Origin of the sequence: Nannocystis pusilla (assembly GCF_020073745.1) — a bacterium.
Lineage (GTDB): Bacteria > Myxococcota_A > Polyangia > Nannocystales > Nannocystaceae > Nannocystis > Nannocystis radixulma.
Map to the genome: position 1 here is coordinate 38,700 of NZ_JAIRAU010000039.1, position 11,911 is coordinate 50,610.

Below are 11,911 nucleotides of genomic sequence, written 5' to 3' on the forward strand. Positions count from 1 at the left end.
CCCGCGCTACCTCCCCCCCGCGCGCAGCAGCGCGTCGAGGTTGATCACGAACACCATGTCTTCCGCCGCCGGGCGCTCGTCGGTCGGCGCCGGGTGGGCCGGCGCCGACGCGGCGGCCTGCGAGCGGCGATCGGGGCCGAGGAGCGGCTGGCGTCGACCTTCCGGGCGGTCGCGGTGCCGGATGGCGCGCGACACACCGCTGAAGATGTTGCCCTCGGCGGTGCGCTCGAGCTCCGGTCGCAGCATCGACGGCGCCGGCCGCAGCCCGCCCGCCGGCACGCGCAGCTCGCCGAGCACGCGGTCGACCTTGAGCCCGGCGATCCGGCCGGCGACGCTGACGATGATGAGCTTGTTGAGGTGATCGATGGCCGGGTCGATCGGCACGCCGAAGCGGCGCCGCAGGTCGACCACGGGGATCACCACCCCGCGCAGCTGGATCACGCCCTCGACGATCGCCGGCGCGTAGGGCACCGGGCGGATCGGGTACGGGCGCGCCTGGATCACTTCCTTGATCCGCATGATCTCGATGCCATAGAGGCCCTGCCCGACGTAGAAGCCGGCGACCTTGAGCTCCTCGTCGCCGGCGTTGGCGCGGCCCTCGCGACCTTCGCGCGCATCGATCACGGGCGCCCCTCCTCGGTCGCCGCCAGCTTGACGAAGTCCTTGGCGTCGAGCAGCGCCGGCAGCTGGAGGATGATGACGAGCTCGCCGTCGTTGCGGCCGAGCGCGCGGATGTACTCGGCGCGCGCGCCGGTCAGGCCGCCCGGCTTGTCCTCCATCGCCTCGGGCGGGATCCGGATCACGTCCATGACCTCGTCGACCACCAGCCCGTACGGCTCCTCGTTGTAGTGCACGATCAGCACCCGGGCCGCCCGCCCGCGCTCGACCGGGCGCAGGCGTAGCCTTCGGGACAGGTCGATGACCGGCATGATGCGGCCGCGGACGTTGCCGATCCCGAGCAGGAAGTCGGCCGTGCGCGGCACGTGGGTGGTCTGGAAGACCTTGCTGATCTCCTCGATCTCGTGGATCGCCAGGCCGTAGACCTCGCCGCTGACGCGGAACGTCACGTACTGCTGCAGGTCCTGCCGGACCTCGCGCTTGTAGCCGTGCTCGTAGTCCTCGTCGGTGACCACCGCCTCGCCGCTGCGCAGCAAGGCCTGCCACAGGTCCTCGCGCTCACCGGACATGCCCGCCTCCGATCGTGAACGCGGCGTCCGACTGGCGCACGCCCTCGTCGACGAGGCGGCCGACGTCGAGCAGCAGCACCGTGCGGTTGGCCCCGAGCTCGGTCGCCCCGGCGATGCCCGGGACGTTGCGGACCGCGCTGCCGAGCGGCTTGATGACGACGTCCTGCTGTCCGAGCAGCTCGTCGACCACCAGCCCGACGCGGTGCTGGGCCAGGCCGACCACCACCACGTAGAGGCGGTTCGGGTCGCGGTAGTTCTTGTTCAGCGGCTTGAGGCCGAACAGGCGCGACAGCTGCAGCAGCGGCAGCGTGCGGCCGCGCAGCGTGATCACCTCGTGGCCCTCGATCGTCCCGATCTCGCGCGTCTCGACCATGATCGACTCGAGCACCGAGTTGAGCGGGATGCAGAACGTGTGCCCCGCCGACTGGATGACCAGCGCCTGGATGATCGCCAGCGTCACCGGCAGCGTGATCGAGAACGTCGTGCCGCGGCCGAGGTCGGTGGTCACGTCGATCATCCCCGACAGGCGGGCGATGTTGGTCTTGACGATGTCCATGCCGACGCCGCGGCCCGACAGCTCGGTCGCCGCGTCGCGGGTGCTGAAGCCCGGCTGGAAGATCAGGTTGACCGCCTCGCCCGGGGTCAGCGACGCCGCGTCGTCGCCGCTGATCAGGTTGCGACGGACCGCGACGTCGCGGATCCTGGTCCAGTCCATCCCGCGGCCGTCGTCCTCGACCTCGATGACGACGCGGTTGCCCTTCTGGAACGCGCGCAGCTCGATCCTGCCGCCCGGCAGCTTGCCGAGGGCCACGCGCTCGGGCGCCGGCTCGATCCCGTGGTCGATGCAGTTGCGGATCATGTGCATCAGCGGGTCGGACAGCTCCTCGACGATCAACTTGTCGAGGACCGTCTCGGCGCCGGAGATGATGAGCCGGATCTCCTTGTCGAGGTCGCGGCTGAGCTTGCGGACCACCCGGGCCAGCTTGTCGAACACCTGGCCGATGGGGACCATGCGGACGTCGAGGATGCCCTGCTGCAACAGCGCCAGCTTGCGGTGCATGTCGCGGATCTGGACCTGCAGCTCGCGCGACACGTCGGCGCTGTGGTCGAGCTGGCGCAGCCCGTCGAGCACGCCGCCGAGGTTGGCCTGGACCAGCCCGAGCTCGCCGACCAGGTTCATCAGCACGTCGAGCCGGCGCAGGTCGACGCGGACCGTCTGGCTCAGGCTGCGCAGGCTCGCCTCGCTCGAGACCGCGCTGGCGGCGTCGGGCTCCTCCGTGCTGATCACCACCGTGCGCGACGGCGTCGAGCCCGCCGTGCGCGGCTGCTGCTCCGGCCGACGAGATGTCCCTTCGGACATGACCGGAGGGGCAGGTTTGGGCGCGGCCGGCGGCGCGGCCGGGCGACCGGCGGCCGGCGCGGGCGCGGACGGGGCCTCGCCCGCGGGCGTGAGCCGGTGCACCGTGACGTCGGGGTTGGCCAGCGCCGCGTTGATCTCGCCGAGGCTGCCCTTCGAGCCGAGCAGGATGTCGAGCTCGATCGCGTCGTCGGACGAGCCGTCGGCGCTCGGGAGGTACGTGATGACCTCCCCGTAGCCCTTCATCTTCTCCTTCAGCTGCTCGAGCCCGACATCGATCTGCATGATGTCGAACTTGGCGTGGACGCGGAACAGGTTGCGCCCGGCCTTGATGTTCTCGCGCAGCCGGTGCTCCTCGTACTCGGTGAGCACGCTGAGGATGTTCTCGCCGACCCACTCGAGGCTGTCCTGAGGGCCAGCCGACTCCGCCTCGCGCTCACCGAGCTGGCGCAGGCGCAGCAGCACCGGCTCGGTGTCGACCTCGCCGCCGCCCTCCTCGCCCTGCGGCGCGAGCAGGCGGCCGAACACCTCGATCGCCTCGAACAGCACGTCGAGCACCGGGCGCGACAGGTCGAGCTTGCCGAGGCGCAGGCTGTCGAGCGTGTTCTCGAGGCTGTGGGCCAGCCCGCCGATGGCCGCGGCGCCGAACAGGCCGGCCAGGCCCTTCAGGCTGTGGATGGCGCGGAACGCCGCGTTGATGAGGTCCGGCTCCGGACCGCTGCCGCGCGCCTGCGCCTCGAGCTCGAGCAGCGTGCGCGAGAAGGTCTCGATGATCTCCTGCGCCTCGGCGATGAACTCGGCGGCGTTCTGATCGATGGCCGTCAATCGCCGCCTCCGAGCCCGCGCGCCTCGGCCACCGCCGCGAGCAGGCCTGCTGGGGTGAAGGGCTTGGTGATCACGACCTTCGCGCCGGCGGCCCGGGCTCGCTCGACGTCGCCGAGGCGGCCCTCCGTGGTCATCACCACCAGCGGGGTCTGCGAATAGCGCGGGTGCTCGCGGACTGCCCGGATCAGCTCGATCCCGTTGAAGTCGGGCATGTTCACGTCGAACACGAACAGCGAGTAGTCGCCGCGAGGCAACAGGCGTATGGCCTCGAAACCATGGCCGACCTCGTCGACGTCGTAGTCGCCGGTCGACTCCAGGACCGAGCTGACGAAGGTCCGCATCGCCGCGGAGTCATCGACGACCAGAGCGCGGATCGGCATCTCGGCGAGTATACGCCCGGACGCCCGTCCCCCTTAAGCGCGCGCGTGGGCCAGGATTGCGCAGAGGCCGCGCGGACAGCTGTACGGTCGCCGGGCGCGCACGCCTTTTACGCCGACCGCAACGCCGGTCGGGCGCTCAGCCCTCGCCGCGCAGCTTGGCCGCCAGCGCCTGCGCGACCCCGTTGACGAACGGCGCGCTGCGCTCGCTCCCGTAGCGGGCCGCCAGGCGGACCGCCTCGGAGACGATCACCGCACGTGGCGTTTCGGACAGGCCGAGGCTCTCCGCCCCGACCAGGCGCAGCACGTTGCGGTCGACCCGGTCCATCCGCGCCAGCCGCCACGAACGCGACGTCGCCTCGATCGCCTCGTCGATCTCCGCCGCGCGATCGCTGCTGACGGCCAGCAGGCGCCGCGCGAACTCGACGACCTTGGCGTCGGCCAGCCAGCCCCGCAGCTCCTGCCCGCCCTCTCCTGCCTCTGCAGGCGCGTGGGCCCAGAACAGCTCGAGCGCTCGCGGCCGCTCCTCGGGCCGGTACGACTCGAGGTGGCACAGCGCCAGCAGGGCCACCTCTCGCCCGTGGGCGCGATGCGGGTGTCGCGGCTTGGCGTCAGCCACTGGCGGCCTCGGTCTGGGCGTCGGCCGCCCCGCGCGCCGCGATCTCGCGGTACAGCCGGACCTGCTCGACCGCCGCCATCGCCGCCTCGGCGCCCTTGTTGCCGGCCTTGGCGCCCGCGCGGTTGATCGCCTGCTCGAGCGTGTCGGTGGTCAGCACCCCGAACGTCACCGGCACCTCGAACGCGAGCGCCATCTGCGACACGCCGCGCGTGCACTCGGCGGCGATCAGATCGAAGTGCACCGTGTCGCCGCGGATCAGGCAGCCGAGCGTGATCACGGCGTCGTAGCTCTTGGCCGACAGCACCTGGCCGACCACCATCGGGATCTCGAACGCGCCCGGGCAGCGGACCACCGTGATGTCCTCGGAGCGGGCGCCGGAGCGCACCAGCGCGTCGACGGCCCCCTCGAGCAGGCGCTCCGTGATGAAGCTGTTGAAGCGGCTCACGACGATCGCCAGTCGCAGCCCCGCCGCGTCGAGCGAGCCCTCGATCGCCTGCACCTTCGCCAGAACCTCGGCCATGCCCGGCGGCTTACCCCGACTTCGCAGGGCGATCAAGCGCCCTCACGCATGACTCGCCCGAGAGCAGCGAAGGCTCCGCCTGCGCTCGCGGAGACCGCGATGATCAGACGGAGCCTTCGATGTCGGTCCGGGCCGGACCGGGAGCCGTACGCCCCGCGCCGCGGCGCGGGGCCCTCAAGGTACCGCGACGTTCAAGTACGGTCGCGGAACTTGTTGGCGAACACGTCGCCGAGGGTCGCGCCGGCCTCGCTGGCGTTGGCGTAGCCCTGGGCGTCGGCCAGCTCGTCCTGGCGCTTGGCGCTCTTGATCGACAGGCCGATCTTGCGCTCGCCCGGATCCATCTGGATGAGCTCCGCGCGCACCCGCTGGTTGGGCTCGAGCACCGAGCGGGGATCGTCGATGCGCTCCTCGCTGATCTCGGAGATGTGGATCAGGCCCTCGATGCCGGGCTCGAGCTCGGCGAACGCGCCGAAGTCGGTCAGCTTGAGGATCTTGACCTCGATGATCTTGCCGATCGGGTAGTCGTACGGGATCCGGTCCCACGGGTCCTGCGCGAGCTGCTTGAGGCCGAGGCTGATCTTCGGCTTCTCGCCCGAGTTGTCGATGTTCAGGACCATCGCCCGGACCTTGTCGCCCTTCTTGAACAGCTCGCTCGGGTGGCGGACCCGCTGCGTCCAGCTGAGGTCCGTGATGTGCACGAGGCCGTCGATGCCGGGCTCGAGCTCGACGAACACGCCGAAGTCGGCGATGTTGCGGACCACGCCCTCGACGATGGTGCCCGGCGGGTAGGTCTCGAGCACCTTGTCGTACGGGTTCTCCTCGAGCTGCTTCATGCCGAGGGAGATGCGGTTCTGCGACACGTCGATGTCGAGGACCACCGCGCGGACCTGATCGCCGATCTTGAGGATCTGCTTCGGGTTCTTGATCTGGCGCGTCCACGACATCTCGGACACGTGGACCAGGCCCTCGATGCCCTCCTCGAGCTCGATGAAGGCGCCGTAGTCCTTGATGCTGACGACCTTGCCCTCGACCACGGTGCCGGGGATGTAACGCTGCTCGGCGTTGACCCACGGATCCGCGGTGATCTGCTTGAGGCCGAGGCTGACACGCTCGGAGTCGCTGTTGAACTTCAGGACCTTGACGCGGACCTTGTCGCCGACCTGGAACAGCTCGCTCGGGTGGTTGACGCGGCCCCACGACATGTCCGTGATGTGGAGCAGGCCGTCGATGCCGCCGAGGTCGATGAAGGCGCCGTAGTCGGTGAGGTTCTTGACCACGCCCTCGACGATCTCGCCCTCTTGCAGCCGGTTGAGCGTGTCGCTCTTGAGGTTGGCGCGCTCCGCCTCGAGCAGCACCCGGCGCGACAGCACGATGTTGCCGCGCTTCTTGTTGAACTTGATGATCTTGAAGTCGAAGTCCTTGCCGATGAAGGTGTCGAGGTTGCGGACGGGCCGCAGATCGACCTGGCTCCCCGGCAAGAACGCCTTCACGCCGCCCTGCAGCAGCACCGCGAGGCCGCCCTTCACGCGCGCCTGGATGGTGCCGCGGACCAGACCCTCGGCCTCGCAGGCCGACTGGATCTCGTCCCACACCTTGCGCTTGCGCGCCTTGTCCTTCGACAGGACGACAAGGCCGTTGTTGTCCTCTTGCGCCTCGAGCAGGACCTCGATCTTGTCCCCGACGCGGACGTTGATGGTGCCGTCCTCTTCGGCGAACTCTCGCAGCGGGACCTGGCCCTCGGCCTTGCAACCGACGTCGACCACGGCGTACTCGCCGATCACATCGACGATGGTCCCCAGGACGATCGTGCCTTCACGGATCTCCGGATTCTCCTGGGTGTTCTTCTCGAAGAGCGCCGCGAAGTCGTCGTCTCCCTCGGCGCGCAGGTTGTGTTGCTCTTGCATGTTGGGGTGAAAGTTCCTTCCAACCCGCGCCGGCTCTCCAGTGGGGGCCTCGCGACGTGACCTTGCGGACACGGCACGACGCACGCCACCCTGGCCTACGCGAGCGGGGGGAAGCTAGGCGCTTTTCGGCGACCCGTCAACCGGCCCGCCGGCGGCCTGTGCCGCGCCCTGCAGCCTGGAGGTCACGGCGGACACGATCGCGGCCACCACCGCGTCGGCGTCGAGGTCGCTGGAATCGACCAGAACGGCGTCCTCGGCCCGGGTCATCGGCGCCGTGGCGCGCGACCGGTCGCGTTCGTCCCGCCGGTTCAGGTCGCGCAGGACGTCTGCCAGCGCTGCGCCCTCGAGCTCGGCCTGGCGACGGGCGGCGCGGACGGCGTCACTGGCCGTGAGGAAGAACTTGTGCGGCGCATCGGGGAACACCACGGTCCCGAGGTCGCGACCTTCGGCCACGCAGCCGTGGACGCCGAGCCGGCGCTGGATCTCCAGCAGGCTCGCGCGCACGGCCGGCAGCGCCGACACCTGCGACGAGCCCTCGGAGATCTCCGGCGTGCGGATGGCTTGCGTGACGTCTCGCCCGTCGTGGAGCACGCGGGGGCCGCCCTCGCCGGTCGCCGCCTCGAACCGGATCGGCAGGTCCGCCGCCAGCGCCACCAGCCCCGCCTCGTCGTCCCACGCGATCCCGCGCTCGCGGGCCGCGAGGGCCAGCGTGCGGTAGATGGCGCCGGTGTCGAGCACCGGCAGCCCGAAGTGTCGCGCCACGCGGCGCGCGACCGTGCTCTTTCCCGCGCCCGCAGGCCCGTCGATGACGATCAGGAGGCCCATTCGCACGGGGGATAGACCAGGCGCGCCGCGCTGACAAGTGCGACGCGGCGACAATGCCGGAACGGCGGGGCCTTGCTGCCGCGAGATTTCTGCGGCTAAGGTCGGGCCGATGTTCGCCGGACCCGCGCGCCTCGTCGCCCTCGTCCTCGCCGCCGTCGTCATCCCCGCCGGCTGCGCCACGGTTCGTCCTTCCGAGCGCGAGGTCCTGAGCCGCCCCGAGATGAACCCTGCCGTCGAGGGCATGGAGGAGAAGTTCCAGTCGCACGTCGAATCGGCGCGCGAGGGCGGGTTCGGCGGCCACGGCGCCGCAGGTGGCGGATGCGGCTGCGGCTAGTCGTCTGCGCCTGCGTCGTGTCGCTCCTCGTCGCCCGCGACCTCGCGGCCGAGGATCGCGTCACCGTGCGCGGCAACTACTACCGCGAGACCTCGACCCGGGTGCTCGCGCCGGTCGTCTACGTCGAGAAGGACCTCCCTGACGAGCGCTTCACGATCGGCGCCGAGTACCTGCTCGACGCCGTCACCTCGGCCTCGATCGGCGCCGGCGCGGCGGCCGTCACCGGCGGCGACTACCTGTTCACCGAGTTCCGCCACGAGGGCACCTTGCGGGCCTCCGCGCGGCTCAAGGAGTGGTCCTTCGGCGGCTTCTTCCGCTACTCGACCGAGAGCGACTGGGTCTCGCGCAGCTTCGGCGTCGGCGGCGCGCGCGACGTGTTCGGCCGGGCCGGCACCGTCAGCCTGCAGTACACGGCCAACCTCGACTCCGTGCTGCAGCTGTACGGCGGGCGCGCGATCCCGTGGTACGGCGGCAAGATGAACATCGAGGAGATGTCCTCGGAGACAGGCAAGCAGTCCAACCTCCTGCAGGTGCACTACCTCGGCCTCGGGTACACCCACGCCCTCACCCGCCGGCTGCTCGGCGGCGCCCTGCTCGAGGGCATCTTCGCCAGGGGTCCGCAGGACAACCCCTACCGCAAGGTCCGCGACGGCCTCGACGAGTCGCACCCGCGCGAGCGCAAGCGGATCGCCCTCAGCGGCTTCCTGCGCTACGCCATCCCGAAGACCCCGCTCGTCCTCGAGGGTCGCTACCGCTTCTACGCCGACGACTGGGGCATCCTCGCCAACGCCCCCGAGGTCCGCGCCCACGTCCGCTTCCTCCGCCGCGTCGTCCTGCGCCTGCGCTACCGCTTCTACCAGCAGACCGGCGCCTGGTTCTGGCGCGAGGACGGCAACTACGGCAGCGACACCATCTACCGCACCGCCGATCCGAAGATGACGCGGTTCCACTCGCACACCCCCGGCGCCGAGCTCACCGTCGAGCTCGACGGCCTCGCCAAGGTGCGCGGCCTCCACTGGCTGCGTGGCGCGTGGGTGCAGGCCACCTACAACCACGTCTTCTACTCCGAGGGCTACCGCTTCGGCCCGTACGCCCGCCTCGGCAGCCTCGCCTTCTCGGTCCCGTTCTGAGCGCCGGCCGCCTGCGCCGCCTTCTTACCTTCTTATAGGCAGAGGCGAGCGCAGGACCGCGGCCGGGCCGCTCACTTCTCGAGCTGCTTGAAGCCGAGATAGAAGTCGACGTGTTCCATGTCGGTGCGGGCCATCCGCTGCTGCAGCGCCTCGACGTTGCGCGGCGGCGGGATGATGACCTTCTCGCCCGGGCGCCAGTTGGCCGGCGTCGCCACCGAGTGCTTCGACGAGGTCTGCAGGCTGTCGAGCAGGCGGATGACCTCGTCGATGTTGCGGCCGTTCGTCAGCGGGTAGTAGACGAGCGCTTGCACCTTGCGGTCGGGGTTGATGAAGAACACCGCGCGGACCGTGGCCGTGCTGCTCGCCTCGGGGTGCAGCATGCCGAACTTCTGCGCGACCTTCATGTCGATGTCGGCGATCAGCGGATAGGGGATCTCGACCCCGAGCCGCTCCTTGATGTTCTGCAACCACGCCATGTGGCTGTGGATCGAGTCGATCGACAGGCCGATGAGCTTGGCGTCGCGCTTGGCGAACTCCTCGTTGCGCCGCGCGAACTCGGCGAGCTCGGTCGTACAAACCGGGGTGAAGTCGGCCGGGTGCGAGAACAGCACCACCCACTTGCCGCCTTGCCACTCCGAGAACTTGATGACGCCCTGCGTCGTCTCGGCCACGAAATCAGGGGCCACTTCGCCGATGCGAGGGATCGCGCCAGAAACCGCTTCAGACATGGGACTCTCTCCTTGAACCGCCGGGCACGCGGCCCCGTGCGGCGCGCGAACTATAGCCGACGCGACCCTGGGCGAAAACCGCACCCGTCGCCGCCCTGGCGTGCAAATGCCGGCTGCCGCCGACCAGACTCGTCCGCAACCACGCCCGGCGCGTGCGGCTCCCCACCGCCGCACGCCCGCATGACCTGTCTCTGGGGACATCCACGCAGACCGCCGCGCCCGACCTCGCCCTGCGCCCGATCGAACGTTGACACCCTCACGGCCGCCGGGAACGCTGGTCGCCGCCGTCAACCGCCCGACCCCCGCGGGCCTGAACAGCGTGACCTCGGGCTGCACGACCGGGCGCGCACCGGAGGCCAGGATGCACCACGACGAGCCGGAGAGGATCGAGCCCACCATGCCCCGCGGGGACGACCAGGCGCCGGCCGACCCCCCCCCGCGAGGCCTCCCGCCGCGCCGCGTGGCCGCACGACGCCGCCGCGTCGCCTGCGCTCCCGACGGTCCGCGCGCCCGTCACTCCTGTCCCTGCGGACACCTCGTCCGTCGCGTCCGCCTCGCCGCCTCGGGAACCTGTCCTCCCGGGCAGCAAGAACGCCGTCACTGCACCTGTCCCTTCAGACACCTCGTCCGTCGCCTCCGTCTCGGTACAGGCACCTGTCCTCCCGGACATCCAGGACGCGCTCGCTACACCTGTCCCTGCAGACGCCTCGCCCGCCTCGCCGGCGCAGTCACCTGCCCTCCCGAACAGTCAGAATACGCGCTCGGCACCCGTCCCTGCGGACACCTCATCGGCCGCCCCGCGAGCCGCCTCCCCCGCCGCACCTCGCTCGCCTGTCCCTTCGACCATGTCATCCGCCGCCCCGTGCTCCGCTGTCCCTTCGGCCACCTCGCCGGGCGCACCTGCCCCTCCGGCCCCCGACGCCCTGGCGAGCGCGCGCAGCAGCCTGCTGGCCGCCTACGGCGCCTTGCTCGACCAGATCCGCGACCTCGCCCGCGGCGACCGCAGCGACCGCGTCGCCCAGCTGGCCGAGGCCGCGGCCGCGCTGGTCGAGGGGGAGTTCGCGCGCCGGCTCGTGTTCGACACCGGCCCCGAGTGATCGCCGCCGCCCGTCACACGCGCGGGATGTCGGGCTCGACGAAGCACCACTTCACCTCGGGGCAGCGCCCGCGCAGTCGCCCCTCGAACTCGTTGATCGCCCCGGCCACCTGCTCGACCGTCATGCCCTCGGCGAACCCGAGCTTGACCGCGACGAGCACCTCGCCGGGTCCCTGCTGCACCGTGATGAGCCGCAGCACGCGCGAGATCTTCGGATCCTCGACCGCCAGCGACGCGGCGGCCGCCCCGATCTCGGGGTCGGCGGACTCGCCGACCAGCAGCGACTTCACCTCGATGGCGAGGAACACCGCCACCCCGATCAGCACCACGCCGATCGCCAGCGTCCCGATCGCGTCCCAGCGCGAGTCGCCGGTCACGGCCGCCATCACCAGCGCCAGCAGCGCGAAGATCAGGCCCAGGCAGGCGGCCGCGTTCTCGCCGAACACCACCACCAGGTCGGAGTCCTTGCTGTCGCGCAGGTACTGGAAGAACGGCTTGCCGCGGCGGCGCTTGTTCATCTCGCTGATGTTCTTCAACGTCGCCCAGCCCTCGATCAGCAGCGACAGCGCCAGCACCGCCAGGCCGACCACGACGCTCTCGACCTCGCCGGTATGGCCGAGCTTGTGCATGCCCTCGTACAGCGAGAACACCCCGCCGCCCGAGAACAGCAGCAGCGCCACCATGAACGACCAGAAGTAGAGCGAGCGGCCGTGGCCGAGCGGGTGCTTCTCGTTCGGCGGCCGCTGGCTCATGCGCACGCCCAGCAACAAGAGCAGCTGGTTGCCGCAGTCGGCCAGCGAGTGCAGCGTCTCGGCGAGCAGCGCGCCCGAGCCCGTGATCGCCGCCGCGACCGCCTTCGCCACCGCGATGAGGAGGTTGGCGACGAGCGACTGGACGATGTGGGCGGTCGAGTGGTCTCCTGCCATCGACCGCAGGTTTTACCATGCGAGCGAGCGGCCATTTTGACCTGTCCCTCGGGCCAGATCGAGCACGAGCACATCCGCGCGGC

At 70.6% G+C, this 11,911-nt stretch carries 13 protein-coding genes; 3 read left to right on the forward strand and 10 right to left on the reverse strand.

Features of this window, described 5'->3' with window-relative positions:
* Window positions 1-6 precede the first annotated feature (6 nt).
* From K7C98_RS27885 to cmk, 8 genes are all read right to left on the reverse strand, one after another.
* Entirely contained in the window at window positions 7-624 is a 618-nt protein-coding gene (locus tag K7C98_RS27885) for a chemotaxis protein CheW (RefSeq protein ID WP_224194824.1), read from the reverse strand.
* The gene (locus K7C98_RS27890; RefSeq protein WP_224194825.1) at window positions 621-1,187 is read right to left on the reverse strand and encodes a chemotaxis protein CheW; all 567 of its coding nucleotides are present in this window, start codon (window positions 1,185-1,187) and stop codon (window positions 621-623) included. The genes K7C98_RS27885 and K7C98_RS27890 overlap by 4 nt, the downstream gene beginning before the upstream one ends.
* Entirely contained in the window at window positions 1,177-3,369 is a 2,193-nt protein-coding gene (locus K7C98_RS27895) for a chemotaxis protein CheA (RefSeq protein ID WP_224194826.1), read from the reverse strand. The genes K7C98_RS27890 and K7C98_RS27895 overlap by 11 nt, the downstream gene beginning before the upstream one ends.
* The gene (locus K7C98_RS27900; protein WP_224194827.1) at window positions 3,366-3,749 is read right to left on the reverse strand and encodes a response regulator; all 384 of its coding nucleotides are present in this window, start codon (window positions 3,747-3,749) and stop codon (window positions 3,366-3,368) included. Before K7C98_RS27900 ends, K7C98_RS27895 begins: the two co-directional genes overlap by 4 nt.
* A gap of 136 nt (window positions 3,750-3,885) precedes the next feature.
* Window positions 3,886-4,365 (reverse strand): transcription antitermination protein NusB, encoded by a 480-nt coding sequence (locus K7C98_RS27905; protein ID WP_224194828.1) that lies wholly within the window; start codon window positions 4,363-4,365, stop codon window positions 3,886-3,888.
* Complete coding sequence (ribH, locus tag K7C98_RS27910; protein ID WP_263429881.1) at window positions 4,358-4,885, reverse strand: 6,7-dimethyl-8-ribityllumazine synthase; 528 nt, start codon at window positions 4,883-4,885, stop codon at window positions 4,358-4,360. The genes K7C98_RS27905 and ribH overlap by 8 nt, the downstream gene beginning before the upstream one ends.
* Before the next feature lie 191 nt (window positions 4,886-5,076).
* Window positions 5,077-6,789: a 30S ribosomal protein S1 gene (locus tag K7C98_RS27915; RefSeq protein ID WP_224194829.1), complete on the reverse strand. Its 1,713-nt coding sequence runs from the start codon at window positions 6,787-6,789 to the stop codon at window positions 5,077-5,079.
* 114 nt (window positions 6,790-6,903) lie between these two features.
* Window positions 6,904-7,614: a (d)CMP kinase gene (gene cmk, locus K7C98_RS27920; RefSeq protein ID WP_224194830.1), complete on the reverse strand. Its 711-nt coding sequence runs from the start codon at window positions 7,612-7,614 to the stop codon at window positions 6,904-6,906.
* Window positions 7,615-7,723: 109 nt separating this feature from the next.
* Between cmk and K7C98_RS27925 the strand changes: the two genes are divergently transcribed.
* Together K7C98_RS27925 and K7C98_RS27930 are read left to right on the forward strand one after the other, a co-directional pair.
* Window positions 7,724-7,948, forward strand: a complete 225-nt coding sequence (locus tag K7C98_RS27925; protein ID WP_224194831.1) for a DUF4266 domain-containing protein — start codon at window positions 7,724-7,726, stop codon at window positions 7,946-7,948.
* Window positions 7,933-9,078, forward strand: coding sequence for a DUF3570 domain-containing protein (locus tag K7C98_RS27930; RefSeq protein WP_224194832.1), 1,146 nt, complete (start codon window positions 7,933-7,935; stop codon window positions 9,076-9,078). Before K7C98_RS27925 ends, K7C98_RS27930 begins: the two co-directional genes overlap by 16 nt.
* 71 nt (window positions 9,079-9,149) lie before the next feature.
* On the opposite strand, the gene K7C98_RS27935 is transcribed toward K7C98_RS27930, so the two are convergent.
* Complete coding sequence (locus K7C98_RS27935) at window positions 9,150-9,806, reverse strand: peroxiredoxin (protein WP_224194833.1); 657 nt, start codon at window positions 9,804-9,806, stop codon at window positions 9,150-9,152.
* 845 nt (window positions 9,807-10,651) lie between these two features.
* Between K7C98_RS27935 and K7C98_RS27940 the strand changes: the two genes are divergently transcribed.
* Window positions 10,652-10,903 carry a hypothetical protein gene (locus tag K7C98_RS27940; RefSeq protein ID WP_224194834.1) on the forward strand — a complete coding sequence of 84 codons (252 nt, stop codon included), beginning with the start codon at window positions 10,652-10,654 and terminating at the stop codon, window positions 10,901-10,903.
* 13 nt (window positions 10,904-10,916) lie between these two features.
* Here K7C98_RS27940 and K7C98_RS27945 read toward each other — a convergent pair whose 3' ends face one another.
* Complete coding sequence (locus K7C98_RS27945; RefSeq protein WP_224194835.1) at window positions 10,917-11,828, reverse strand: cation diffusion facilitator family transporter; 912 nt, start codon at window positions 11,826-11,828, stop codon at window positions 10,917-10,919.
* Window positions 11,829-11,911 lie beyond the last annotated feature (83 nt).

Bases quoted from the DNA above. Each gene is read 5' to 3' on its own strand.
- K7C98_RS27930 (WP_224194832.1), top strand. From the start codon at position 7,933: ATGCGGCTGCGGCTAGTCGTCTGCGCCTGCGTCGTGTCGCTCCTCGTC.
- K7C98_RS27925 (WP_224194831.1), top strand. From the start codon at position 7,724: ATGTTCGCCGGACCCGCGCGCCTCGTCGCCCTCGTCCTCGCCGCCGTC.
- ribH (WP_263429881.1), bottom strand. From the start codon at position 4,885: ATGGCCGAGGTTCTGGCGAAGGTGCAGGCGATCGAGGGCTCGCTCGAC.
- K7C98_RS27935 (WP_224194833.1), bottom strand. From the start codon at position 9,806: ATGTCTGAAGCGGTTTCTGGCGCGATCCCTCGCATCGGCGAAGTGGCC.
- K7C98_RS27900 (WP_224194827.1), bottom strand. From the start codon at position 3,749: ATGCCGATCCGCGCTCTGGTCGTCGATGACTCCGCGGCGATGCGGACC.
- K7C98_RS27915 (WP_224194829.1), bottom strand. From the start codon at position 6,789: ATGCAAGAGCAACACAACCTGCGCGCCGAGGGAGACGACGACTTCGCG.
- K7C98_RS27940 (WP_224194834.1), top strand. From the start codon at position 10,652: ATGTCATCCGCCGCCCCGTGCTCCGCTGTCCCTTCGGCCACCTCGCCG.
- K7C98_RS27890 (WP_224194825.1), bottom strand. From the start codon at position 1,187: ATGTCCGGTGAGCGCGAGGACCTGTGGCAGGCCTTGCTGCGCAGCGGC.
- K7C98_RS27945 (WP_224194835.1), bottom strand. From the start codon at position 11,828: ATGGCAGGAGACCACTCGACCGCCCACATCGTCCAGTCGCTCGTCGCC.
- cmk (WP_224194830.1), bottom strand. From the start codon at position 7,614: ATGGGCCTCCTGATCGTCATCGACGGGCCTGCGGGCGCGGGAAAGAGC.